We start from the raw sequence: 23,141 nt of genomic DNA on the forward strand, positions 1-23,141 counted from the left end.
AGGATTATTCTCTCATGGAGGCAAAGATGTCATTTATTTTCCTGAAGACTTTTACTGCCTGCTTGAAATCTTGTTTCTGATTCGTGTATAGCAAATTTTTGTGTAATTTTTCATAGCTGTCTTTCGCTTTTAAGAAATCGCTTTCCCATATCGGAAAAGCATATGGGCCTGATGGATCGTAGTCTGTATCTATGTTTCTTTTTTCTGTATAGTAGGTATCCGCATCTTTGGTAAGCCGCAATAATGGTTGCAGTTCTTGCGTATTTTTTAGGAATTCCTGAATGTCCTTCCTGGGAAACAGGCTGACAACATCATAGATGTGCCTGGCCTTGTTCTCTATTTTGCCGCATATGGAATGTCTTTTCACCGCCATTATTTTGTCAAGAAATGTACGGGTTATCGAAAGCGCATTGATATGTACTTCTTGAAGCCCATAATCCTCTATGACATCCATAGCCTGTATGTGCTCAAGATATTCGTGAATGTATGATTTGATACATTTTTTAGCGTATGGTTGCGGAACTACAGAGCTACCTATCTCAAGTTTTATCTTGCTCTCTTCGTTTAGGAGGATATACAGTGCTTTGCTTCGGTTATTGGATTCGCTGTCTTTTTGCGACGCAAAGCCATCTGCCATCATTTTTTCAATCTGTTTTATCCGTCGTCCATATTGCTTGTCACTAAGCTGCTCTGTTTTAGGCGGCAGGTATGTTAAGTCAATGTCTTCAGAAAAACGATTGATAGACCCAGGATAGCATTTGCTAAGCGAAGTTCCGCCCTTGAACACACAATTTTCAGCATAAATGCTTTGCTCAAGCCGTTGCAATAACAGAACGATGTAGTAATCCCTCATTATGGCCTCGGCCGGTACTCCGATAAATTCGCTTGTTGCTCGTTGCAGCTGTTCGAATATTTGATTATCATTATGCAGTTGCATATATTTCCTCCGCCATCATAGAGGTATACCTCGATTTTTTTGAGATATGCCTGGAGAGAGTGTGTGGTACTTTCCAGAAGTCAAGAATGGAGGCTATTGATGCAATCGTAGATTTCTTGTACCCATGGTTAGGGAGATGCAAAATTTGTTCCATCGTTTCGTTGTCATAGCTTTTGGCGAATCTTTCTACATACCGGCCTAGCATGTTGGTATTCAGATCCTCAATCTGTCGGGCATGCTGCATGATTTCCAGCATTTCTATAGCGTGGCGAACTTTAGGAGTGAGCAGGGTCTTTGCTTTTACGATGAAGAAATCGTTGTTTAGCTTTTGCGTCTTGCTTGTAGCCATAGTTGTAAGTATTTCTGTCCGCTTGGCAACTTGTGTGGTCAGTCCATGCCGATTATACATTTTATAGCCTATAAGCATTCCTTTATTGTTGCTCATGTAATAGGACTCCACTTCTTTGTTGCTGATTGGCAGCTGGCCAAAACGTGTTTTTTGCGGGCGGTAGTAAACACCTTTTCCTAACCGTCGCAAAACTCCGTAGTTCACCATTCGCGATAACGTTTTTGCATAGGCTTCCTTGGTAACTCGTCCTCTTATTTGCAGAAATAATTCGTGTGCTATCAGTAGCTTGTCTTCGGGTTGAGATATTATAAGTTCTTTTGCGACTGTCATTTTCATATGATTTTTGCACCACCTTCCTTTTATTGTATTTTAGCATTGAGATTACAATACTGTCAATTAGAAACGAATTTTGCTTATTAAAGATGTGCTCACACGTTCCTCCTAAGCCTTCCCCTCTGGGGAAGGGGAAAGGCGAAGCGGTGGATGAGGGAAAATGTAGATGTGGAGTACGAGCGTACGTATGTTCGGGAGTTTCGCAAAGATATTATCGCTTTTGCCAATACTATATTAAGGATAAGGGCTTAAAATCCAATGGAGTTTATGTACGTCGTGGGGCTTCGTCGCAGCCGTTAAGTGAGAACGGTATCAGGACGCAGTATATTCTCGCTTAATGAGGAGAGAAAAGGAGATGCGGATCAAAAGTTGGACTATCATTATGTGATAAGGAGTATTGGAGATGAAAAAAATATTATTCGTCTGCCACGGCAATATTTGCCGGTCGACGATGGCGGAGTTTGTGATGAAGGATATGGTGGCAAAGGCGGGGCTTGCGGAGGAGATCCTTGTGGAGTCGAAGGCCTGCCGCACGGATGAGATTGGCAGTGACACGCATCCAGGGACGAAGCGGGTGCTGCGCGCGCATGGTGTGCCGTTCACGCCACGGCAGGCACGGCAGATCCGGCGCACGGATTATGATGAATACGACCTGATTATTGCGATGGATGATGAGAATATGCGTGATTTATCACGACTTACAGACGGCGATCCGCAGGGCAAGTGCCATTTGCTGCTTGCGTATGCTGGTGAGGCGCGTGAGGTGGCTGATCCTTGGTATACGGGTAATTTTGAGGTTACATATATGGACGTTAGCAATGGGTGTCGTTCTCTGCTGGACAAAATTCGACCAATGCGGTAATATAGATAGGTAATTATTAGTGCGTGTGTATCATTGTAAACTTTTAGAGCGTACATGCTGGCACATGACAGTTTATATTATTGCAGAGAAGGTGCTTTATTGGAATCAAGGGGAAGTTTTTCGACCCGTCTGGGCTTTATCCTGGTGTCGCTGCCGTGCGTGCTTGACCTCGAGGACTTCTTCGTCAGCAACAACCTGCTGCCGCTCGGCGCGCTCGTTTATCTTGCCTTCTGCACGAGCCGCTACGGCTAGGGCTGGGATAACTTCATCAAGGAGGCCAACACCGGCAAGGGCACGGCTTTCTCAACCTGCGTGCGGTTCTACGTGACGTGGATCTTGTCGCTTATCGTACTCGTCATCTTTGTCAACGGGTATTACGCGCTGTTCTTCAGCAAATAAAGGTAAAGGAAACGCCGGGCCGAAACCATTTAATTTGTGGTTTCGGCCCGGCGTTTTGTGTTATAATATTCGTGGTGCTATCACACAGGAAGCGGTTAGCCCTCTGCGGAGGGACTGTGACCCTCCGATGACATAGAGTCCCCTTGGGGAAATATGCAAGAGGAGGGATGTCGTATGACAATAGAGTCAATGTTAGCTGTAACAGGCTATACGATTGCCGTCTTTAGTTTCGGCTATATGATTGGTAAAGACTTGAACACACGAAAATAACCGCCCCATGTCTGGAAAACTAGGCGGTTAATTCGTACATTATATGTTCGGGCTGACTGTTCCCGTGTATAGCATCTTTTCTATACTCATTATACCAAGATGTTTTTTTTTCGTCAATGAAGAACAATATTAATCGAGGGATAAAGCAATGAAGCGTAATAAATGGATAAAGAGCCTGGCTATGGGGCTTATATCGCTGGGGGTGGCCGTCGCTGTAGGCTGTGGCCAGGGGGCGGATAAGGCTGCTGAGAAGCCGCAGACGCTTGATGACAAGGTTGATGCTATTGTCGCCAATATGAGCTATAAGGAAAAGCTCGGGCAGATGGTGATGATAGGCATTCATGGCACGGAGATCACCGATGATGCCAAATATATGCTGAGCCAGTATCATATCGGCAATATCATCCTGTTTGACCGCAACCTGCAGACGGCTGAGCAGACGGCCAAGCTTACCGCTGACCTGCAGCAGGCGGCAAGCGATGCGGGGCAGCCTGTGCCGCTTTTTATCGCTATCGATGAAGAGGGGGGACGGGTTGTCCGGGGCAAAAACTTCATCGAGCCGCCACCGTCCCAGCAGGAGCTGGGGAATGCTGGCGAGACGACAGCCGTCGAGGCCTGGGCAAGGAAAACGGGAGCGGCGCTCAAGGATCTGGGTATCCATGTCAATTTTGCGCCCGTAGCAGATGTGGGCGCAAATGACACGCGTTCCTATAGCCAGGACCCCGATACAGTCGTGAAATTCGTTAAAGCAGCGGCGCAGGGCTACGAGTCCTCGCGGGAAATCTATGCGCTCAAGCATTTCCCAGGCATTGGCCGCGGTACGGTTGACTCGCATCAGGATATTTCGAGTATCGATGTGACGGAAGATACGCTGTTTAAGACCGACCTCAAGCCCTTCCAGGCGCTGATTGATGAGAAGGCCGACCAGGATTTCTTTATCCTGGTCTCACATCTGAAATATCCGCAGCTCGATAAGGAGAATGCAGCCAGCCAGTCGCATGCCATCGTGACCGGGCTTTTGCGCGAAAAGATGGGGTATAACGGCCTTATCATTACCGACGACCTCGAGATGGGAGCGGTAGCGAAATACGGCAGCTACCGCGATATCGGGGTCAAGGCCGTCAAAGCTGGCGTGGATATCGTCATGATGTGCCATGAGTATCCGCATGAGACCGATGTCTACCTCGGCCTGCTCGAAGCCTATGAGAATGGCGAATTGGATAAAGATCAGATTGATGCTTCTGTGCGGCGTATTGTCAAAGCAAAGCTGCGCAACGGCATTCCATATTGATAGAAGGAGTTTGAAAGCGGCGTCTTCCTTGGAAATGAAGAAGGGGCTGTGGTGCTTTGTGGGTTAGGCTCGATTCCCTTTGTCGTAGCATCGTACTTTATTTCTGCCTGCCGTTTGCATGATCTGGACAAGACTGGCTGGCTGTCATTGATTTTCCTCATTCCTTATGCCAATGTTCCTTGGGGAATATATTTGCTGTTTGCGAAAGGGACTGAGGGGCCGAATCAGTACGGCCCGGATCCTTTGCAGCAGCTGAACAATCGCTGATAAATCCGAAAACTAAAGAGCCCCGCATTGGCGCAAAGCCATGCGAGTCTCTTTAATTACTTGCTTTCTTTCACTTTTATTTATAATGAGAAAGAGAAAGAAAGAGAAAGAAGGAGAAAGGAGCGAGTTGTGGCCAATCGGGAAAATGTAGATGTGGAGTACAGACGGATATACGTTCAGGAGCTTCGCAAAGATATTATTGCTTTTGCTAATGCAGAGGGGGGAACCTTTTATATTGGGATAAATGATGATGGTTCAAAACGTATCAAGGCATTATACAAAAATAGTGAGAAGCAGCCTGTTTTTGAATCAGCACAAGGAGCATTTAAGACCACGCTGTTTAATCTTAATATCGATGAGCAATCAGAAAAAGTGATATCCTATCAACCAGAGACCGAAAAAGAAATTGTAATGGGGCTTGTGAAAAGACAAGGCAGCATTACCCGTAAGGATGTGGAGGCAGCATTGTCAGTAGGAACTCCAAAGCATATTCAATATTAGCGAAGATGTGTGATGAAGGGGCCCTGATTATGCAGAAGGCAGGCAATAGAACGCAGTACATTCGCGCTTAAAGAAGAGAGGAGATTACATGCATCAGAATTGAGGATAAAAATAAACAGCGAATGCAAAAACGCCGGACGGAATCCACTGGGTTGTGGTTTCCGTCCGGCGGTTTGTTATGATTTCTGTCACTGTCGTGGCTTAGAATGCCGGGACGACGGCGCCTTTGTATTTATCGTTGATGAAGGCTTTGACTTCCGGGCTCTGCAGGGCCTTGATGAGGGCCTGGATTTCCGGGCGGTCTTTGTCGCCTTCACGTACGGCGAGGATGTTGACGTACGGGGAGGTGCTGTCCTCCATGATCAGGGCGTCTTTGGTCGGGACGAGGTTTACCTGCATCGCGTAGTTCGTGTTGATGACGGCAGCATCAACATCTTCGAGCGTGCGCGGAACCTGGGCAGCCTCGACTTCTTGGAATTTGAAGTTATGCGCGTTCTCGGCGATATCCTGGACCGTAGCCTTCTCACCGACGCCGTCCTTGAGCTTCAAGAGACCAGCTTTCTGCAAGAGCAGCAGGGCGCGGCCGCCGTTGGTCGGGTCGTTCGGGATGGCGATGGCAGCACCGTCTTTGAGCTCCTTGAGGTCTTTGACCTTCTTGGAGTAGATGCCCATCGGCTCGATATGGATGCCAGCGGCGTTCACAAGCTTGACTTCCTTATGCTCTTCCATGAAGTTCTTGAGATACGGCTCATGCTGGAAGAAGTTGGCGTCAAGTTCCTTGTCGTTGAGGGCCAGGTTCGGCTGGACGTAGTCGTTGAACTCGACGATATCGAGCTTGATGCCGTCCTTTTCCAAGAGCGGTTTGACGACCTCGAGAATCTCGGCATGCGGGACGGCCGTAGCGCCGACTTTCAGCGTTTTCATGCCCGAGGAGTTCTGGGCGACAGCGTCTGTCCCCGAGCTCGTGCTATTGCTGCCGCCGCAGCCGGCAAAGGCCAGTGCTGCGACCATGAGCGCACCGATGAGTGATACGATTTTCTTCATAAATAATTCCCCCTTTTATTTCTTATCCAGCTTGCGGGCAAGCGTGTTGCCGATGAATTGGACAAGCTGGACGAGTACGATGAGAATGACGACCGTGGCAATCATGACTTCCGGACGGAAGCGCTGGTAGCCGTAGCGGATGGCGAGGTCACCAAGGCCGCCGCCGCCGATGGCACCGGCCATGGCCGATTCGCCGACGAGGCTGATGATGACGGTCGTAAGCTGGGCGGTGATGCTGGCCAGCGACTCTGGCAGCAGGACCTTCCAGATGATCTGGAACGGCGTGGCGCCCATGGACTGCGCGGCTTCGATGAGGCCGTAGGGAACCTCTTTGAGCGAGGTCTCGACCTGGCGGCCGATGAACGGAATCGAGGCGATGACGAGCGGTACCATGGCCGCTGTCGTGCCAATCGCGCTGCCGACGATGGCGCGCGTCAGCGGGATGATGGCGACCATCAGGATGATGAAAGGAATCGAGCGGATGGCGTTGACAATCGAGCCGAGCACGCGGTTGAACGCCGGTGCGGCCAGGATCTGTCCCTTGCCCGTCGTATGCAGCAGCACGCCGAGCGGCACGCCGATGACAGAGGCGATGACCATCGAGACGGCGACCATATAGACCGTCTCGCCAAGGGCCTTAGACAGCAGTGGTATCATGTCTGCGGACATAGCCAATCACCTCCTCCTTGAGTTCCTTGGTGCGCAGGTATTCCAGCGCTGCCTGTACGCGCTCGTGCGGGCCGGTAAGCCCCACGATCATGCGGCCGAAAGGCGTGGCACGGATCTGGTCGAGATTGCCGAAGAGCATGGTCGTCTCAACGTCGGGAAACTTCCTTATCATGCCGGCCAGCACCGGATCATCGGCGCTCTCGCCGATGAAGGTCAGCCGTACCAAAAGATAGGCATCCTCGATGGGCTCAGCCGAAATCCTGCCGCCACGGAAAGCCGCTGGCAGGTCATTGGAGAGCAGCACGCTGATGAATTCCTTCGTGATCGGCTGCTGCGGATTCGTGAAGATGTCGATGACTGAGCCTTGCTCGGCGATGACGCCCTGGTCGATGACGGCAACCTTGTCGCAGATGTCCTTGATGACCTGCATCTCGTGCGTGATGACCACGACGGTCAGCTGCAGCTTGCGGTTGATAGCGCGGATGAGCTCGAGGATGGCCTTGGTCGTCTGCGGGTCAAGGGCACTCGTGGCCTCGTCGCAGAGCAGTACCTTCGGTTCGCTGGCGAGCGCGCGGGCGATGCCGACGCGCTGCTTCTGGCCGCCAGAGAGCTGCGACGGATACTGGCTGGCCTTAGCCTCAAGCCCCACGAGTTTCAACAGCGGCTCGACCTTTTCGCGGATTTTGTCTGCGGACATTCCTGCAAGCTTCAGCGGAAAGGCGATATTCTCGTAGACTGTTGCCGACGAGAGCAGGTTGAAATGCTGGAAAATCATGCCGATGTCCTTGCGGGTCTTTCGCAGCTCGGCCGCATCCATCGCCGTAAGCTCCTTGCCGTCGACGAATACCTGCCCGGCCGTCGGCCGCTCGAGCATGTTGATGCAGCGTACGAGCGTCGATTTGCCCGCGCCGGATAGGCCGATGATGCCGAAAATCTCACCGCGCGCAATCTCAAGGTCGATGCCTTTGAGCGCTGCGACCGGCCCAGCGGGGCTGTCATAAGTCTTCTCTATATGAGAGAGCTTAATCATAAGCGTCTTCCTCCCAATTCCTAGTATTATTATATGTTTTACATAATAGCGCATAGTTGACATATTGTCAATCACAAAGTGTACTGTCTTGACAACATATGCACTGCCACAACACATTATACCACGAAGCACCGCCTGGCATAAAAGTATTTTTTTGCTGGCAGGAGATTGGCGGGGATTCTACGTTTTTGGTTAACCTTAGTGCGTCAACCACCACTCAAATAATTTGAGCAGCACACCGACGATTAACGGAGCAACGATGAGCTCGACGAATTTATAGTTGACAACTTTACATATCAGTGCTATTGTATTATGCGTAAGATGTAAACAACAAAACACATAATGCACACAGTTGATGACGAGAAAGAGTATGCTCGCGGTGAGACGCATAGCGAGCCGGGTATGGTGAAAGCCGGTAGTACAGCGGGAGCAGAAAATCATCTCCGAGACATGGCGCTGAACGGCGGCCCTGCGGGCTGTCAGTAAGCGGCCACGGCAGCACCCCGTTACAGGTGCCGCGTATGATGGTACGTTGATTGCATGCTTTGCATAGACAGGATTGCACGGATACTGCCAGAGTACGTTGTAGAGCGCCATGGCCGCAAGGCTATGGAATCTGGGTGGTAACGCGGATATATCGTCCGTCCCTTTATCGGGACGGACATTTTTTATTTTAGGAGGTATTATCATGGAAAACATCGATTTCGCCAGTCTCAAGCGCAGGCGTGACCTGCGCATCGTCCTGCCGGTATTTTTGGTCTCCATCATCGCCTGCATCGACCGCGTCAATGTGGCCTATGCCAAGCTCACGATGACGCAGGATCTGCCGTGGATTACGCCGGAGGTATTCGGTGCGGGCGCCGGTATCTTCTTTGTCGGCTATCTGATTTTCGAGATTCCCGGCTCGCTCGTCGCGGCGAAATTCTCTGCGACCAAGTGGATTGCCCGCATCATGTTCACCTGGGGCCTCGTTTGCGTGGCGATGGCCTTTATGACGACGCAGTTCCATTTCTACCTCTGTCGCTTCCTCTTGGGCGCATCGGAGGCAAGCCTTTATCCTGTCATCTACTCGGTGCTCTTCCCGCGCTGGTTCACGGCTGGCGAGCGCTCCCGCGCCACGAGCCTGATGCTCACGAGCCTCTTGCTCAGCAACATCATCGGCGCGCCGCTGGCGGGCGTCCTCTTGGAGACGTCGTTCTTCGGCATGCATGGCTGGCAGGAGCTCTTCATCCTGGAGGCCGTACCGGCGCTTGCCTTTGCCGTGTTCTTCTTCTTCGGCGTCAAGGACCGTCCCGACCAGGTCAGCTGGCTCTCAGCTGCCGAGAAGAAATACCTCACGGACAACTTCAACGAAGAACAGGCCCGCATGCAGGGCCGCAAGAAATACACGGTGCTCAAAGCCTTCAAAGATCCGAAGGTGCTCAAGCTCTGCCTGATTTACTTCCTCTGGGTTGTCGGCTTCTGGGGCTTCTACTTCTGGATGCCGACCGTGCTTAAAGAGCTCTCAGGCCTTTCAACCTCGCTTTTGGGCGGCGCCATCGCCATCCCGATGACTGCCGCGCTCGTCGTGCAGGTCATCCTTGGCCATACCTCCACGCGCACAGGCGATAAAGTCTGGCATGTGGCGGGCGCACTCTTCGTCGGCGCTGTCGGCCTTGCCTGCTCGCCGCATGCCGGCAGCCTTGGCATGGCGCTTTTCCTCGTTTGCCTCTCAGCCATAGGCATCCATGCCGCCATGGGCATCTGGTGGACGATCCCGACCACGTTTCTCACAGGGCCTGCGGCCGCAGCCTCTGTCGCGCTCATCAATAGCTGCGGCAACATCGGCGGCTGGGTCGGCCCGAATATGATGGCCTGGGTCAAGACAACGACCGGCAGCTTCGACCTCGGCTACTACATCATGGGCGCCTTCATGCTGCTCTCCGGCCTGCTCGTCCTCACCATCAAATATCGCCTTAATGGCCGAGTACGTGAAGATGCTGATCCAGCCGCGGAGCTTACAACTGAAACTGTCAGCGCGTAAATTTTAAAAGAAAAAGCTGGACAAGATTCAAGGGAATCTTGTCCAGCTTTTTACTATAGGAAAGATATTTTCAGAATAAATCGCTGTGTGTACCTGTTCGCATAAGCTTCAATACTAATCGTTCATCAATGACTTGGTATACTAGCAGCCAGTCGGGTTCAATGTGGCATTCACGAACGTTTTTAAAGTTCCGTGAATTGGTAAGAGCATGGTCACGATACTTTTCGGGTAAGGGTTGTTGATTTTGAAGCAAATGGACAACTGCTTCAAAATGTTTGGGATTACAGCCGCGCTTTAAGGCGCGTTTATAGTCCTTCTTAAAAATAGAAGGGTATTCAATCGTCAGCATTGAGGTCATCCATTAATGCCTGTACGGTATGAAAGGGGCCGTGAATATCGGAATCGGCCTCAGCTTCGGCCAATTTCTGCATCAAAACCGAATCTGCTCCTTCGGCAGTAACTTCAAAAGGAAGTCCTTTGCGTATCAATGCTTGCCGTAGAAAGATATTGATAGCCGTTGTCATATCCATGCCGAGACTCTTGAAAAGTTGTTGAGCCTGCTCTTTTACCACACGATCCATTCGAATGCTCATGCTTGTCGTTGCACTTGCCATAATATCGCCTCCCTTAATATATATTATAGCTGTTATATATTTACTGTCAATACAATGACTATACTTGAGCGGCCCGTGATTGATCTATAGTAAAAAATATTTTATCAATTCGTTAGGTTGCTTTTTCCCCCGCTTCCTCTATGTACTATAAGTGAAAGGAGCTCCTCAAACCATCATTTATATAGAAAGGAAGTAATCTCTATGGCAAAACGTGAAAACACCACGAGCAAACTCATCCTCAAGGTCATCACCGGGCAGACGATGGCTGGCAAGGACAAATACGCCCAGCGCGTATTCCGCAACCTGAATCCGGCCATCGGCGACGAGCAGGCCTATGAGCTTGGCGCAAAACTCGGCCGCCTGCAGGAGTACACCGTCGCCGCTGTCGTCCGTCAGGATGCCAGTGACCTCATCGCCGAGTAACCATCGTCTAGAAAGGAGACCTACCCATGAAAGCAACGCTTAAAATCGTCATGAACCTCGAAAACGGCAAAACCAGCACCATCACGGTAGCGCATCCGCGTGAAGACGTCGCCGCAGCCGATATCAACGCCTTCATCGACGCGGCTGTCGCCAGCAAAGCCTTCCTCGTCGATGGCTCGCCTGTCATCGGCGTTAAGAAAGCCTATCTCCAGTCGGTCGATGACACGAGCATCATCGCCTGATGGGGCCGGCCATGGAACAGACCGTCCTGACGGCCATATCCGCCGTCGGCTTTCCCATCGTCGTGACCTTCTACCTGCTGACCCGCTTCCAGCGCTCGATGGATCGCTTCACTGAGCAGCTGGGCGAGCTGGTAAAAGAACTGCAGCGGCGTGGCTAAAAGACTCCCTTGCAAATACTGCCAAAAGCATCCTGCCTTTGGCAGTATTTTTTTATGCCAAGCAACATCGCTGCCTGACAGAATCCAGCAGAGGAAGCTGCGCAAATACACAACGACAAAACAATACATCCATATACGCGAATCGGTACGACGATACCTGAGACTACACTAAGACTACAAAGAGAATGCCACAAAAAGCCTTCCCCTTTGGGGAAGGTGCCCCGAAGGGGCGGATGAGGTCATACTGTACACTATCTGCTTCTATCGGACACCTTCTCCAAGGGAAGGCTTTTTATACGCATATTCATGTGTAAATAACGAACGACTTTGCGCACTGGAAAAAATTAAAGCCAAACAAGATAAAAATTATAAAATACACTTGAATTTATCGTGCAAAAGAGCTATAATGTGCTCGTGAACGCAATACAAAAGGAGATGAAACACGGCAGATAAATAAAACAGAAAGAAGGATAAAAATGAACGGGAAAATGACTCAACAAGAACTACGCCAAACCGTACCAGATGCCAGAGACATCGACGCCCTCATACCCTGCACAGACAAAAACGGCGGCGAAAGTACCTGCATCCTCCTGGCAAGCGGCAAGACCCGCCTGTACCGCAGTGCTATCCAGACCATCGCCCGCATCTACGCAGCCCGCGAGGACAAAGAATTCGGGCGGGTGGGGCGCAGCTGCGCCTGTCTGCTCGGCCGGTCGCATGGCACCATCTATCCCATCTCGCTTGACCTCACGCTGGTCGGGCTCAAGATGCGCAGCAAAGGCTATAGCTCCCATCACTCGACGCGGGCCTACGTGAACATCGCCCATCCGCTCCTCGTCCGCAAGGCGGGCGCGTGGCCGTATGGCCTCATCGTATTCGCCTCGGGCAGCCAGCTGGCTACGCTCTGGCATGTCCGTACCGTCAGCCAGAAACTTGACCAGGCCCGCTATATCTACCTGCGGCACTTTACCACTGCTAGGCAGCGGCTGGCCCGCGCTGAGCGTACCCTGCCGGCCATCCTCAGAGAAGATAACAGCACAGCATATGCAGCACAGGAGGAAAACTGAAATGGACATGATTCTTGCAAATCTCACCCGTCATGGCAAAGAACTCGGCGTATCCGCCGCAGTCATCCGCAAACTCTACGAGCGCTATGGCTCCTTTGACGTCGACCGCGCCCTCACACTGCTCTGGTACGAGACGCGGACGCGCACCATCCTGCATCCCTCGGGCTGGCTTTGCCATGCCATCGAGCACCACTACCGCACGCGCAACATCCCGCATACGGGACGGCAGCAGCGGCGGGAAAGCAATGCAAAATACACGGGGAAAGAAGGCGCACATCATGATAGAAACTGATCCGAAACTCGTGCGCATCCACCATCTCGACCTGCTCGAATACTTCTCCGACTCGGAGGAACGGCTCATCAGCCAGCTCGACTGGCTGCTCGACCGCACCGGCAACGTCCGCGAAGGCCGCTACTGGGTATACTACAGCACCAGCCGCTGGGCAAGAGAACTGCACCTGTCCCCCTCCACCGTCCAGCGCACCATCGCCCATCTCATCCGGATCGGCGTCCTGATCAGCCGCAATTACAACCATCACGCCTACGACCGCACTCGCTGGCTCACGATCAACTACGACCGCCTAAAAGAAATGGGCATCCGTGCGCAGCACTTCTGCGAAAACGACCGCGCCCGCAAAGCCCATATCCTCGTCGAACAATGGGAGGCGGAGCAGGAAAAACAAAACGCCGCCCCAAGACACTACGGCAAAGACTCCTTCTTCTACCAGCTGCCGAAGGAAGTGCAGGCGATGATGCTGGCACACTGAACTAAATACAAAAAGATAGCCCCGGGGAGCGACCCCCGGGGCTTACCTATTGCTAACCTATCCAACTTTTAGCTTAGCTTTATTATAGCAGTTGCTTGAAAGTTTTTCAACTATAAGATACAATGATAAACGCTGCGGATCATTTACCTTCACCGTGGTGAAGGGAGGTGAACCTATTGCTAGATATCCTATCCAATTTTTTTATGTCGGTTGTAGCAGGCATAACCAGCTACTATGTCTGCAAGTGGCTTGACCGGCATTGACGCAGCAAAAGCCCCAATGCTTAGGATTGCAACCTGAGCGAGGCCCGGCCGTATGGTCGGGCCTTTTTGTATTTTGAAAACGCCCGTGTCCGCAAAGCCCACATCCTCGTTGAGAACTGGGAAAAAAACAGGAAGAACGCAAACTCAAGCATAAACAGAAGACCTACGCCAAAGACTCGTTCTTCTACCAGCTGCCGAAGGAAGTGCAGGCGATGATGCTGGCGCACTGAAAAAAGATACATATAGGACAAAAGGACTGCCAGGGGTGGCAGCCCTTTTTGTTTTATGTGTGTAAAATTGACATTGCCTACTACTAAATATATAATGAAAATATATGTGCAAAACACCATGCGTAATACACTTGTGCTTGTATGCGGGAGGCGTGAATTACGTAAGTGTAAGAGATAATAGCACATAGAGTTGAGGGGTCGATATGTTGTTTTTGTATAAGGAAAAAGTTAATTTCTGATGAGACGGATTGAACAGAAAGGGAGAAAATTGTGATTCATTTTAATGTTCCGCCATTTATTCCTACAGCTTTTGAATATATGAAGGATGCTGTTGATAGTCATAAAATATGCGGAGATGGTAAATATACAAAATTATGTAATGAATGGATTGAAAATAATCTTAGCGTTCATAAAGCTTTGCTAACTACGTCTGGATCGACAGCGTTGGATATGGCAGCTCTCTTATGTAATGTAAAAGCGGGAGATGAGGTAATATTACCATCTTTTACATTTTCATCTACTGCTAATGCGTTTGCTTTACGAGGGGCTAAGTTAGTATTCGTAGATGTTAGGCCTGATACCATGAATATTGATGAAACAAAAATAGAAGAAGCTATTACAGAAAAAACTAAGGTAATAGTACCTGTACATTATGCAGGCGTGGCTTGTGAAATGGACACTATTATGGAGCTTGCGGAACGATATAACTTATTTGTAGTAGAAGATGCTGCCCAAGCAATTACAAGTACATATAAAGGAAGATATTGCGGAACAATCGGTGATTTTGGTTGTTATTCTTTTCATGAAACTAAAAACTTATCTATGGGAGAAGGCGGAGCGATTTTAATAAATAACGATAGGTTTGATTATTTAGCTGAAATTTATCGTGAAAAGGGAACTAATAGGACGGCTTTTTTTCGAGGACAAGTAGCAAAATATAACTGGGTAGAATACGGTGATAGTTATTTACAAAGCGATTTAAATGCTGCGTATTTATGGGCACAGTTAGAAGAGATAGAAAAGATTCAGCAAGATAGAATGAAAACATGGAATTTGTACTGGAATGAGTTCCTTCCTTTTGCTGAAAAATGGAATATAGAATTGCCGACTATACCTAATGGGTGCGAGCATAATGCGCATATGTTTTATATAAAATGCAATAGCTTAGAGCAGAGGACAAGATTCATAAAGTATATGAAGGATAATGATGTTCTATGCGTATTTCATTATGTGCCATTACATTCTGCGCCGGCAGGCTTAAAATATGGGCGATTTGCAGGAGAAGACAAGTATACAACGAATGATAGTGATCGGTTAGTTAGATTGCCATTATACTACAATATGGATCCTAAAGATGTAGATATAATTATTAAAAAAGTTAAAGAGTTCTTCTCTGGCGAGGAGACAAGAAGATGACATATCTATCTCTTTGTATTCCAACCAATGGAGTTTCAGAATGGGTTTTTCCTGTACTTGATAATATTTTTGATCAAAATGAAAATAGTGAATTGTATGAAGTGGTTGTAACGAATAATGGAGATAGTGACGAATTTCATGAAAAAATGAAAAAATATGCTCAACGATATGAGAATTTAGTGTACAAAAAAACAAGTGCATACATGTTTGAAAATCAAATTGAGGCATTGAGACTGGCAAAAGGTAGGTATTTAAAGTTTATAAATCATCGGTCGGTTTTAGAGGCCGGAACGATTAGATGGATGGTTAGTATAATAAAAGAATATAGCAGAGAGAAGCCTGTAATATATTTCTCTAATGGCATGCTACCGATGAGGAATGAAGTTGAAGAATATAGGGATTTTGATGGGTTTGTAAAAGGCCTTAAGCATATAGCGTCGTGGACAACTGGCGTTGGTGTGTGGAAAAGTGATTTCCACAAAATTCCAAGTGACCATAAATATAATAAAATATCTCCACATTCGGATGTTCTGTTTGCAGAACGAAAGAGGAATAGATATATTATAAATAATAAAAAATGGGCACATGATATATATGATGGACATGAAAATAAAGGTGAATATGATTTATACAAGACTTTTGCAATAGATGAAATATCGATAATTTTTGACTTGTATAGAGGAGGAGATATAAGCGTAGATACGTTGAAGAGTACTGTAAAATCATATAGGAAATTTGTTGCAAATTGTTATCTGAAGTTTAATATTATGCGTATACCATGCTCGTATATGATTGATGGATTTGATAAGAGCATGGGGGTGTTTATGGATAAGTGGGAAATATTAATTATGGCATATATTGGTGTTCCCATTATGATGCTTAAAAATTTAAAAAGGAAAATTTGTGAGTATGTGTGAAAAGCCAATAGTTAGTGTTATTGTTCCTGTCTATAATGTTGAAGTGTGCTTGGAATCATGTGTTAATAGTATTTTGTCGCAGACTTTTCAAAAATTCGAACTGATACTTATTGACGATGGATCATCGGATGGAAGTGGAGTAATCTGTGATTGCTTAAAGAAAAATGACAAGAGAATTAGGGTAATACATAAGGAGAATGCTGGATTAGCACATACACGAAATATTGGTACCCAAAATGCTAGAGGAGAATATATAACATTTGTTGATAGCGATGATGTAATTTCAAATAAATATTTAGAACTTTTATGGATGACAATTCAAAAATATGATGCGGATATGTCAACTTGTGAATTTTTCTTTTGCGAAGAAGGTAGCACGGTTAAATTTTTTATCGATGGCGAGTATGATGAAGGAGTATTGACAGGATATGAAGCATTAAGAAGAATGTTGATAGGCGAGCTACACGGAGGCAGTGCTTGTGGGTTGTTTATTCGCAAATCTTTAGCATTAAAGTATCCTTTTCCGGTGGGAAAATATCATGAAGATGATATGACAACATACAAATTTTTTACAAATGCGAAACGAGTTGCATATGTACGAGCACCATTGTACATATATTATCAAAGATTTGGTAGTATAATGCATCGTGATTTTTGCATCATAGATATAGATGAATTAGATGCTGCAGATATGATTTTTGAAGATTGTAAAAAAATAGGAAAAGAATATGAAGAGGCGGCATTGGTGAAAAAGATGAATAATTATTTGCAGGTATCAATGAAATTAAATAACTCAAAGAAGAAGGATTTTAGAGTATGCAAAAGAATTAATTCTTTTTTTCGATTAAATTTATTATCTTTACTTTTAAATAAATATATTGGCAAAAAGAATAAATTAAAGATTATGATGCATTTAGTTGATATTTTCGTTTTTAGAAAAGGGAGGTGTAGTTTTTGAAAAAGGTTTCTATTGTTTTGCCAGTTTACAATGGAGCATCTTATGTGGCTGAGGCTATTAAAAGTGTTATGAATCAAACATACAAAAATTGGGAGTTAATTATAGTAAATGATTGCTCTACAGATAATACATTGGAAATATGTGAAAAACTGGCAAAGCAAGATAAAAGAATAATGGTGCTGTCAAATGATTATAATATGCAATTGCCTAATACATTAAATGTGGGTTTCTCAATGGCGACAGGAGATTATTATACATGGACATCTGATGATAATTTATATAAGCCGAAAGCTATTGAAGTGCTAGTTAAAGCATTTCATGATAATCAAAAAGCAGTTATGATATATGGGGATTTTACACGTATAGATACAGTAGGGAATATTGTAGGAGAAGAAAAACTTCCTGAGCCCAAATATTTGGTTGAAGGTAACACATGTGGAGCCTATTTTATGTATACTGCGGATGTTGCGAAAAGAGTGGGAAAGTATGATGCAAATCTATTTCTTGCCGAAGATTATGATTATTGGGTAAGGATATATAGATGCGGGACGATTGTTCATATAGATGCTGATTATTATTTATACAGAACACATCCAGGTTCTCTTACGGAAACGCGTAGGGCTGCGATTAGTGAAGCAACTTATCAGGTTTTAGAAAAAAATTTTTTGGCACTATATTGTATGGCAAAGAGGTCTAACTTAAAAAAAGATTTTTTGGATGCAATGTTATTTTTCGGCGAGACTCATATTCAAGATGTTAGGGAAATAGTGTTGGATATTGCTCCGTGGTACAGGGGATATTTACTGAAAAGTGATATAAAAAGAAAACTAAGAACTATAGCTTGGTGTCGTAAACTAAATGATATAAGGAAAGGAATGTTACATAAATAAATGGGGAATTATACAACACACATAAAAGCTAAAGTAGGGTGGTTTGATATAGATTTAAGAGAGTTATTTCGTTATCGGGATTTGATTTATTTGTTTTTTAAACGAAATTATGCCACGCGCTATAAGCAGACAATACTTGGTCCGTTGTGGCTGATTTTCAATCCTTTACTAACGGTAACGCTTTATGCGCTGGTTTTTGGTTCGTTGGCAGGGCTGTCTACGGGAGGAGTGCCGCAGTTTGTTTTTTACCTGTGCAGTAATGCAATATGGGCATTTTTTGCTACTAGTTTGACGCAGACTGCCGGTACATTCACGGAAAATGCTGCCATTATGGGAAAGGTATATTTCCCACGATTGGTGATGCCGATATCTGCGGTGTTGACTGGTGGACTCGATTTGGTAATACAACTTGGTATGCTGGTATTGGTTATGGCAGGGGATATATTTGTAGGAGTGTCTTTTGATATCGGCTTGTCTGCTTTATTAGCGCCAGTGTTTATCGTACAAGTTGGGTTGCTAGGCTTGGGGTGTGGCATTATTATTGCTGCGTTGACTACGAAATACAGAGATTTAGCCATATTGGTTGGTTTTGGTGTGCAGCTATGGATGTATGCTACACCTGTGGTTTATACGGCTGGACTGGTTCCAGAAAAGTATCTGTCATTGTATATGTTGAATCCAATGGCTGCCATCCTGGAATGCTGGCGTAGTGTGGTTATTGGCGCAGGGCAGTTTATGTGGGGATACTGGGGCTTTAGTTGGCTAGTTACTTTGACGGTATTGGTGATAGGTGTGGTAATATTCAGCAGAATTGAAAAAACATTTATGGATACGGTGTGAGATATGTCAGATATAGCAATAAAAATAGAGAATCTAAAAAAACAATATACTCTTGGTGCCATTGGCGGACGCACATTGAATGCGGAATTGCAGTCTTGGTGGGCGCGTAAGTGCGGTAAGGAAGATCCTAATTTGAAGTTAGGGCAGGATTATGCGGATTTCGGGGAGAGTTTCTATGCCCTTAACGGCATTAATTTGGAAATAAAACAGGGGGAAGCAGTTGGAATTATCGGTGGAAATGGTGCTGGTAAGTCCACTATGCTGAAGATACTTTCCCGTGTAACAGCACCAACCGAGGGTGATGTGTGGATAAATGGTAGAATAGCTTCTATGCTCGAAGTTGGCACGGGTTTTCATGGCGAACTTACCGGTCGAGAAAATATCTACATGAATGGTGCCATCTTGGGAATGACAAAAAAAGAAGTTGATCAAAAGATGGAATCTATTATTGACTTCTCAGAGTGTCGTCAATTCATCGATACGCCTGTAAAACGATATTCTTCGGGTATGTATGTAAAGCTTGCCTTTGCGGTAGCCTCACATTTGGATGCGGAAATCATGATTATGGATGAGGTGCTGGCTGTAGGTGATATGGCTTTTCAAAAAAAATGCTTAGGAAAGATGAGTGATGAAGCTCATGGAGGAAAAACTGTTCTTTATGTAAGTCATAATATGGCGACGATTAGGAATCTTTGTACAAGGTGTATTGTGCTGGACAAAGGTAGAATGATCTTCGATGGAGAAGTAGAAAAAGCTATAGATGTATATATGAATGGTGTGGCTAGTGACTTGAGAATCAATTACAACTTTGATGGGAAGAAACGTTCTGCATTAGAGAGAGGAACTAAGATTTATATTCATGATTTTAGTTTTGTAGGAAAAAAAATAGCAAAGTATTTTTCTTCGGAAAAAATGAAATTTTGTTTAAAAATAGAGGGAAAAGAAGATATAACTGATCTTAGAATACGTTTGGAGATTAGAACAATAGATGGCACAAATGTAGGGATGTCAGAATCTTTACCATTAATAAATATACGCAAAGGGGAAACATTGGTTGAAAGGTATTGTTTTGATATAGCCAATCTAGCGGAAGGATCTTATACACTAAGATTGACTTTGTTTGAATTGAATGATTTAGGCTATCATAAGGGGCTAGATGAGACTACCGAACTAATATACTTTGATGTTGTGGAGGATGATAATAATAGAACTAATTGGCTCCCTCAGTATTGGGGGCAGGTGAAGCTACCATCAGTAGTGAAAATATAAGTAGTAGAGTGTCTGGCTTTTGAGGAGCGTGATGGAATGGTGAATATAGGTATAATAACATTGTCGGCTTCGTATAATTGCGGTTCGATGTTACAGAGCTATGCGTTGAAAGAAATATTAAAGCAGTATGGTAATGTAGAAATAATAAATTTTTCATCAGACGCATCACATGCCATGTATGATTTTGTACCGAATACATTGATGGAAAAAATGATTTTAAATTTTAAATGTCATGGTATCGTGAATAAATTAATTCAAGAAACGAAGAGCTATAAGGACTTTCAAAAAGATTTTTTGGATATTCGTGGAAAAGAATATTTCAATAAAGACCTAGCGGATATTGCAGAAAAGTATGACGTGATTGTGGTGGGTAGCGATCAAGTATGGAATGTGTGTATGACTGATTTTGATGAAGCTTTTTTTTGCAATTGGACAAATAAAAAGAAAGTAGCATATGCGCCTAGCCTTGGGGGACATGATATAAGAGATAGTAAGGATAAAGATAAATATACATCGTACATAAATAAGTTTGATTATTTGTCGGTGCGAGAAAAAACAGGAAAAGAATGCCTGGAGGATATAACGAAACGTAATGTTGTAAAGGTGCTTGACCCAACATTACTTTATGGTGATGATAATTGGCTAAAATTAGCCGAGAAACCTTTGATAAATGGTGATTATATTTTTTATTATTCCTGGGCATATTGTTACGAAGAATTGAAAAATATTGTAAAAAAACGTTCTATGGAAACAGGATTGCCGGTTTATGTTATAGATGCTCATAAATGGATGAATTATAGTTATAAAAATTACGGATTTAAATTATATGAAAAAAGCGGACCTGAAGCATTTTTGAGTTTAATGGCTAATGCTAAAGAGTGTTTCGTGGAGTCTTTTCATGGAATGTTGTTTGCATATATGTTTAAGCGCGATTTCTGGCTTTTGGATACGCATGATAGTTATAATGAAATTGATGCTAGACTGCGGGAACTTATTGGATTACTACATGCAGAAGATAGAATAGTTACTATACATGGAAAAAATACAATTGATTTTGAAAAGCCTTTCAAATACAGGGACAATATGGAACTTCATAGTATGCGTGAGATATCGCGTGAATATATAAATGAGGCAATAGGTAAATGAAATTTGCATATTTAATAATGGCTCATGATAATTTTAGGCAATTAATGATATTGTTAAAACTATTGGATAGCGTCAATAATGATATTTATCTGCACATAGATAAAAAAACACGATATATCAACATTGATATGTTGAAGAATTGTGTGTTAGAGGCAAAAATACATGTTTATATGGAATATGATGTAAAATGGGCAGGTATTTCTCAAACGAAGTGCCAAATGTTTTTGCTTGAGCAGGCTATACAGAAATATCATGATTACTACCATCTGCTTTCAGGTCATGATTTGCCGCTCCATTGCAATGATACTATAGAGAAATTTTTTTACAATAACGCTGGGAAGGAGTTTATACATTTTGAGTCATTTGATTATTGCTTGAAGGATAATTGTAGATATTATAATTTAGGAAATGGGTTGTTATCAAAAGTTTTTATCTGCATTCAGAAAGCCTTTCGAGTTAATAGAAAATTGTATTGCGGAGCTAATTGGTTTAGTATTACACATCGACTTGGGTGTGATTTAGTAAAGCATAAAATAGATATATTACGGAAAGTTAGATTTACAATTAGTTCGGATGAATATATCTTACAAACGTTTTACAGAACAATGACAAATAACAATTATGTTCTATATAATACTAATGTGAATGACTATTCTAGTGTTACACGAATGATTGATTGGGATAGAGGGAGTCCTTATGTATGGCAAGTAGATGATTTTTATCAATTGATTGATTCTGGAAGAATGTTTGCAAGAAAATTCGATGAAAGAATAGATAATGAAATAATAGAAAAGGTGGTTAGATATATTGACCTTGAAAAGAGAACGGTCAAGAAATCTTGATAATGTAAAATGGATATTAACATTATTGATTGTATTATATCATATTTCGTATATGGATGTTAATCAAGGAAATGACTATCTATTTTTTATGTTTATAAAAAATTTCGGTGATTGTGTAGTTCCTGCATTTACACTAATATCTGGTTATTTATTTTGGAGAAATGTTGATTCTATGCAGGTGGTTAAGACAAAAATGTATAAGAGAATTTATACACTTTTGATACCGTATCTATTATGGAATATTATAAATTCCTTAATGTTTAGAGATAATATAGATATACTGCATAATATAATATTTTGGGATTCATCACCACATTTTTGGTATATATTTATGTTGATTGTATATGCAGTTATTGCTCCTGTGTTATACTATGTTTACAAAAGAAATGTTTTGATCGTTTTTATGGTGATATCACAGTTGGTATATATTTTTATAAAAGGGGATAATATTTTACACTCAAGATTTATTTGGTTGCTATATACATGGGGGGGACTGTGCGGAGTTATGCTGCCGTCTCTTATCGATAAAATGGAAAAAACGAGTAAAGATAATAAGGTATATTTAGCTTGTGGTAGCGTATTATTATATTTGTTGCTAGGTGTTTTTATGAGTGGTAATGATATCAGTATGGGATTAAAGGTATGGTTATATGCGGTTAGGGGGATTTTGTTAATCGTAGGCATGTTTTGGTTGCCATTGTTACCGTTTGGGAAAATGACTGATTTTAAATATTCTTTTTGGTTGTTTGCCATCCATTATTGGCTTGATGCTTATGTTGAAAGTATACTTTGGAGGCATTTTCCCCCGATGCAATATCAATTTTTGACATGGATGGTTGTTATTGTTATAGGATTGATCTTAGGTGCCGTGATATATCGATTTATGCCCAAAATGTTTGGTGTGCTCAATGGTAACAGGTAACACGAATTAATTGAATTTGGTAAAAGTAGTGATAGTAACTTGTAATGGTGTGGAAATCTTTGGTTATCAACACCTGGTGAGGAAACGGTTAAGGCGATATGGTGTTGATGCTTGTGCGGATGGGACTGGCGGTGTTGATGCGAGAAGAGAGGGGTAGGTTCGTATCTAGCTGTAAAAAGAAAGCAGAGCCCGTAGAAAGTGA

28 protein-coding genes and 1 other annotated feature are annotated in these 23,141 nt (G+C 44.4%); of the genes, 21 read left to right on the plus strand and 7 right to left on the minus strand.

What is annotated here, in order from left to right; translation table 11 throughout:
• Positions 1 to 4: 4 nt before the first annotated feature.
• Together FZ041_RS04230 and FZ041_RS04235 are read right to left on the minus strand one after the other, a co-directional pair.
• The gene (locus FZ041_RS04230) at positions 5 to 937 is read right to left on the minus strand and encodes a nucleotidyl transferase AbiEii/AbiGii toxin family protein (RefSeq protein ID WP_149188638.1); all 933 of its coding nucleotides are present in this window, start codon (positions 935 to 937) and stop codon (positions 5 to 7) included.
• Positions 924 to 1,622, minus strand: coding sequence for a DUF6088 family protein (locus tag FZ041_RS04235; RefSeq protein ID WP_149188639.1), 699 nt, complete (start codon positions 1,620 to 1,622; stop codon positions 924 to 926). Before FZ041_RS04235 ends, FZ041_RS04230 begins: the two co-directional genes overlap by 14 nt.
• A 400-nt stretch (positions 1,623 to 2,022) precedes the next feature.
• On the opposite strand from FZ041_RS04235, the gene FZ041_RS04240 reads away from it, so the two are divergent.
• From FZ041_RS04240 to FZ041_RS04260, 5 genes are all read left to right on the plus strand, one after another.
• A complete protein-coding gene (locus FZ041_RS04240; protein ID WP_149188640.1) occupies positions 2,023 to 2,481 on the plus strand; it encodes a low molecular weight protein-tyrosine-phosphatase in 459 nt (152 codons plus the stop codon).
• A gap of 99 nt (positions 2,482 to 2,580) precedes the next feature.
• Complete coding sequence (locus FZ041_RS14760; protein WP_255449239.1) at positions 2,581 to 2,733, plus strand: hypothetical protein; 153 nt, start codon at positions 2,581 to 2,583, stop codon at positions 2,731 to 2,733.
• A gap of 565 nt (positions 2,734 to 3,298) precedes the next feature.
• A complete protein-coding gene (locus FZ041_RS04250) occupies positions 3,299 to 4,441 on the plus strand; it encodes a glycoside hydrolase family 3 N-terminal domain-containing protein (RefSeq protein WP_149188641.1) in 1,143 nt (380 codons plus the stop codon).
• A gap of 51 nt (positions 4,442 to 4,492) precedes the next feature.
• A complete protein-coding gene (locus FZ041_RS04255; protein ID WP_222931133.1) occupies positions 4,493 to 4,708 on the plus strand; it encodes a DUF805 domain-containing protein in 216 nt (71 codons plus the stop codon).
• 27 nt (positions 4,709 to 4,735) lie between these two features.
• A complete protein-coding gene (locus FZ041_RS04260; protein WP_187626305.1) occupies positions 4,736 to 5,209 on the plus strand; it encodes an AlbA family DNA-binding domain-containing protein in 474 nt (157 codons plus the stop codon).
• Positions 5,210 to 5,410: 201 nt separating this feature from the next.
• Here the strand turns inward: FZ041_RS04260 and FZ041_RS04265 are convergent, their stop codons facing one another.
• Genes FZ041_RS04265 through FZ041_RS04275 form a run of 3 tightly spaced genes read right to left on the minus strand, consistent with a single transcriptional unit; the run spans position 5,411 to position 7,952 of the window.
• Complete coding sequence (locus FZ041_RS04265; RefSeq protein ID WP_149188644.1) at positions 5,411 to 6,253, minus strand: MetQ/NlpA family ABC transporter substrate-binding protein; 843 nt, start codon at positions 6,251 to 6,253, stop codon at positions 5,411 to 5,413.
• Positions 6,254 to 6,268: 15 nt separating this feature from the next.
• The gene (locus tag FZ041_RS04270) at positions 6,269 to 6,922 is read right to left on the minus strand and encodes a methionine ABC transporter permease (protein WP_075443247.1); all 654 of its coding nucleotides are present in this window, start codon (positions 6,920 to 6,922) and stop codon (positions 6,269 to 6,271) included.
• Entirely contained in the window at positions 6,891 to 7,952 is a 1,062-nt protein-coding gene (locus tag FZ041_RS04275) for a methionine ABC transporter ATP-binding protein (RefSeq protein WP_149188645.1), read from the minus strand. The genes FZ041_RS04270 and FZ041_RS04275 overlap by 32 nt, the downstream gene beginning before the upstream one ends.
• Positions 7,953 to 8,298: 346 nt before the next feature.
• Positions 8,299 to 8,604, plus strand: a binding site (T-box leader).
• A gap of 36 nt (positions 8,605 to 8,640) precedes the next feature.
• Between FZ041_RS04275 and FZ041_RS04280 the strand changes: the two genes are divergently transcribed.
• Positions 8,641 to 9,975, plus strand: a complete 1,335-nt coding sequence (locus FZ041_RS04280; protein WP_149188646.1) for an MFS transporter — start codon at positions 8,641 to 8,643, stop codon at positions 9,973 to 9,975.
• A 70-nt stretch (positions 9,976 to 10,045) separates the two neighbouring features.
• On the opposite strand, the gene FZ041_RS04285 is transcribed toward FZ041_RS04280, so the two are convergent.
• Together FZ041_RS04285 and FZ041_RS04290 are read right to left on the minus strand one after the other, a co-directional pair.
• Positions 10,046 to 10,324, minus strand: a complete 279-nt coding sequence (locus tag FZ041_RS04285; RefSeq protein ID WP_149188647.1) for a type II toxin-antitoxin system YafQ family toxin — start codon at positions 10,322 to 10,324, stop codon at positions 10,046 to 10,048.
• Positions 10,311 to 10,589, minus strand: a complete 279-nt coding sequence (locus tag FZ041_RS04290) for a type II toxin-antitoxin system RelB/DinJ family antitoxin (protein ID WP_149188648.1) — start codon at positions 10,587 to 10,589, stop codon at positions 10,311 to 10,313. Before FZ041_RS04290 ends, FZ041_RS04285 begins: the two co-directional genes overlap by 14 nt.
• A gap of 201 nt (positions 10,590 to 10,790) precedes the next feature.
• On the opposite strand from FZ041_RS04290, the gene FZ041_RS04295 reads away from it, so the two are divergent.
• The 15 genes from FZ041_RS04295 (at position 10,791) to FZ041_RS04365 (ending at position 22,939) form a co-directional block, all read left to right on the plus strand.
• Positions 10,791 to 11,012, plus strand: coding sequence for a DUF1659 domain-containing protein (locus FZ041_RS04295; RefSeq protein WP_075443237.1), 222 nt, complete (start codon positions 10,791 to 10,793; stop codon positions 11,010 to 11,012).
• Between the two features lie 26 nt (positions 11,013 to 11,038).
• Entirely contained in the window at positions 11,039 to 11,254 is a 216-nt protein-coding gene (locus FZ041_RS04300; protein WP_075443235.1) for a DUF2922 domain-containing protein, read from the plus strand.
• 11 nt (positions 11,255 to 11,265) lie between these two features.
• Positions 11,266 to 11,412, plus strand: coding sequence for a YvrJ family protein (locus tag FZ041_RS04305; protein WP_075443319.1), 147 nt, complete (start codon positions 11,266 to 11,268; stop codon positions 11,410 to 11,412).
• A 476-nt stretch (positions 11,413 to 11,888) separates the two neighbouring features.
• Entirely contained in the window at positions 11,889 to 12,479 is a 591-nt protein-coding gene (locus FZ041_RS04310) for a hypothetical protein (RefSeq protein ID WP_149188649.1), read from the plus strand.
• 1 nt (position 12,480) lies between these two features.
• Positions 12,481 to 12,771, plus strand: a complete 291-nt coding sequence (locus FZ041_RS04315) for a hypothetical protein (protein WP_149188650.1) — start codon at positions 12,481 to 12,483, stop codon at positions 12,769 to 12,771.
• On the plus strand, positions 12,758 to 13,246 hold the full coding sequence (locus FZ041_RS04320) for a hypothetical protein (RefSeq protein ID WP_149188651.1): 489 nt from the start codon (positions 12,758 to 12,760) through the stop codon (positions 13,244 to 13,246). Before FZ041_RS04315 ends, FZ041_RS04320 begins: the two co-directional genes overlap by 14 nt.
• 763 nt (positions 13,247 to 14,009) lie before the next feature.
• Entirely contained in the window at positions 14,010 to 15,155 is a 1,146-nt protein-coding gene (rffA, locus tag FZ041_RS04325; protein ID WP_149188652.1) for a dTDP-4-amino-4,6-dideoxygalactose transaminase, read from the plus strand.
• On the plus strand, positions 15,152 to 16,072 hold the full coding sequence (locus FZ041_RS04330; RefSeq protein ID WP_149188653.1) for a glycosyltransferase: 921 nt from the start codon (positions 15,152 to 15,154) through the stop codon (positions 16,070 to 16,072). Before rffA ends, FZ041_RS04330 begins: the two co-directional genes overlap by 4 nt.
• Positions 16,065 to 17,030, plus strand: coding sequence for a glycosyltransferase (locus FZ041_RS04335; RefSeq protein ID WP_149188654.1), 966 nt, complete (start codon positions 16,065 to 16,067; stop codon positions 17,028 to 17,030). Before FZ041_RS04330 ends, FZ041_RS04335 begins: the two co-directional genes overlap by 8 nt.
• Positions 17,027 to 17,920 (plus strand): glycosyltransferase family 2 protein, encoded by an 894-nt coding sequence (locus tag FZ041_RS04340; protein WP_149188655.1) that lies wholly within the window; start codon positions 17,027 to 17,029, stop codon positions 17,918 to 17,920. The genes FZ041_RS04335 and FZ041_RS04340 overlap by 4 nt, the downstream gene beginning before the upstream one ends.
• Positions 17,921 to 18,760, plus strand: coding sequence for an ABC transporter permease (locus FZ041_RS04345; protein WP_149188656.1), 840 nt, complete (start codon positions 17,921 to 17,923; stop codon positions 18,758 to 18,760).
• A 3-nt stretch (positions 18,761 to 18,763) separates the two neighbouring features.
• Complete coding sequence (locus FZ041_RS04350; protein WP_149188657.1) at positions 18,764 to 20,029, plus strand: ABC transporter ATP-binding protein; 1,266 nt, start codon at positions 18,764 to 18,766, stop codon at positions 20,027 to 20,029.
• A gap of 36 nt (positions 20,030 to 20,065) precedes the next feature.
• Complete coding sequence (locus FZ041_RS04355) at positions 20,066 to 21,175, plus strand: polysaccharide pyruvyl transferase family protein (RefSeq protein ID WP_149188658.1); 1,110 nt, start codon at positions 20,066 to 20,068, stop codon at positions 21,173 to 21,175.
• Positions 21,172 to 22,017 carry a beta-1,6-N-acetylglucosaminyltransferase gene (locus FZ041_RS04360; RefSeq protein ID WP_149188659.1) on the plus strand — a complete coding sequence of 282 codons (846 nt, stop codon included), beginning with the start codon at positions 21,172 to 21,174 and terminating at the stop codon, positions 22,015 to 22,017. Before FZ041_RS04355 ends, FZ041_RS04360 begins: the two co-directional genes overlap by 4 nt.
• Positions 21,983 to 22,939 (plus strand): acyltransferase family protein, encoded by a 957-nt coding sequence (locus tag FZ041_RS04365; RefSeq protein WP_187626306.1) that lies wholly within the window; start codon positions 21,983 to 21,985, stop codon positions 22,937 to 22,939. The genes FZ041_RS04360 and FZ041_RS04365 overlap by 35 nt, the downstream gene beginning before the upstream one ends.
• The last annotated feature ends 202 nt before the right edge of the window (positions 22,940 to 23,141 follow it).

Source organism: Pseudoselenomonas caprae (genome assembly GCF_008271345.1).
Taxonomy (GTDB): Bacteria; Bacillota; Negativicutes; order Selenomonadales; family Selenomonadaceae; genus Selenomonas_A; species Selenomonas_A caprae.

Coding starts and splice junctions, on each gene's coding strand:
- FZ041_RS04230 (WP_149188638.1), bottom strand. CDS start 937: ATGCAACTGCATAATGATAATCAAATATTCGAACAGCTGCAACGAGCA.
- FZ041_RS04235 (WP_149188639.1), bottom strand. CDS start 1,622: ATGAAAATGACAGTCGCAAAAGAACTTATAATATCTCAACCCGAAGAC.
- FZ041_RS04240 (WP_149188640.1), top strand. CDS start 2,023: ATGAAAAAAATATTATTCGTCTGCCACGGCAATATTTGCCGGTCGACG.
- FZ041_RS04250 (WP_149188641.1), top strand. CDS start 3,299: ATGAAGCGTAATAAATGGATAAAGAGCCTGGCTATGGGGCTTATATCG.
- FZ041_RS04265 (WP_149188644.1), bottom strand. CDS start 6,253: ATGAAGAAAATCGTATCACTCATCGGTGCGCTCATGGTCGCAGCACTG.
- FZ041_RS04270 (WP_075443247.1), bottom strand. CDS start 6,922: ATGTCCGCAGACATGATACCACTGCTGTCTAAGGCCCTTGGCGAGACG.
- FZ041_RS04275 (WP_149188645.1), bottom strand. CDS start 7,952: ATGATTAAGCTCTCTCATATAGAGAAGACTTATGACAGCCCCGCTGGG.
- FZ041_RS04280 (WP_149188646.1), top strand. CDS start 8,641: ATGGAAAACATCGATTTCGCCAGTCTCAAGCGCAGGCGTGACCTGCGC.
- FZ041_RS04285 (WP_149188647.1), bottom strand. CDS start 10,324: ATGCTGACGATTGAATACCCTTCTATTTTTAAGAAGGACTATAAACGC.
- FZ041_RS04290 (WP_149188648.1), bottom strand. CDS start 10,589: ATGGCAAGTGCAACGACAAGCATGAGCATTCGAATGGATCGTGTGGTA.
- FZ041_RS04295 (WP_075443237.1), top strand. CDS start 10,791: ATGGCAAAACGTGAAAACACCACGAGCAAACTCATCCTCAAGGTCATC.
- FZ041_RS04300 (WP_075443235.1), top strand. CDS start 11,039: ATGAAAGCAACGCTTAAAATCGTCATGAACCTCGAAAACGGCAAAACC.
- FZ041_RS04305 (WP_075443319.1), top strand. CDS start 11,266: ATGGAACAGACCGTCCTGACGGCCATATCCGCCGTCGGCTTTCCCATC.
- FZ041_RS04310 (WP_149188649.1), top strand. CDS start 11,889: ATGAACGGGAAAATGACTCAACAAGAACTACGCCAAACCGTACCAGAT.
- FZ041_RS04315 (WP_149188650.1), top strand. CDS start 12,481: ATGGACATGATTCTTGCAAATCTCACCCGTCATGGCAAAGAACTCGGC.
- FZ041_RS04320 (WP_149188651.1), top strand. CDS start 12,758: ATGATAGAAACTGATCCGAAACTCGTGCGCATCCACCATCTCGACCTG.
- FZ041_RS04330 (WP_149188653.1), top strand. CDS start 15,152: ATGACATATCTATCTCTTTGTATTCCAACCAATGGAGTTTCAGAATGG.
- FZ041_RS04335 (WP_149188654.1), top strand. CDS start 16,065: ATGTGTGAAAAGCCAATAGTTAGTGTTATTGTTCCTGTCTATAATGTT.
- FZ041_RS04345 (WP_149188656.1), top strand. CDS start 17,921: ATGGGGAATTATACAACACACATAAAAGCTAAAGTAGGGTGGTTTGAT.
- FZ041_RS04350 (WP_149188657.1), top strand. CDS start 18,764: ATGTCAGATATAGCAATAAAAATAGAGAATCTAAAAAAACAATATACT.
- FZ041_RS04355 (WP_149188658.1), top strand. CDS start 20,066: ATGGTGAATATAGGTATAATAACATTGTCGGCTTCGTATAATTGCGGT.
- FZ041_RS04360 (WP_149188659.1), top strand. CDS start 21,172: ATGAAATTTGCATATTTAATAATGGCTCATGATAATTTTAGGCAATTA.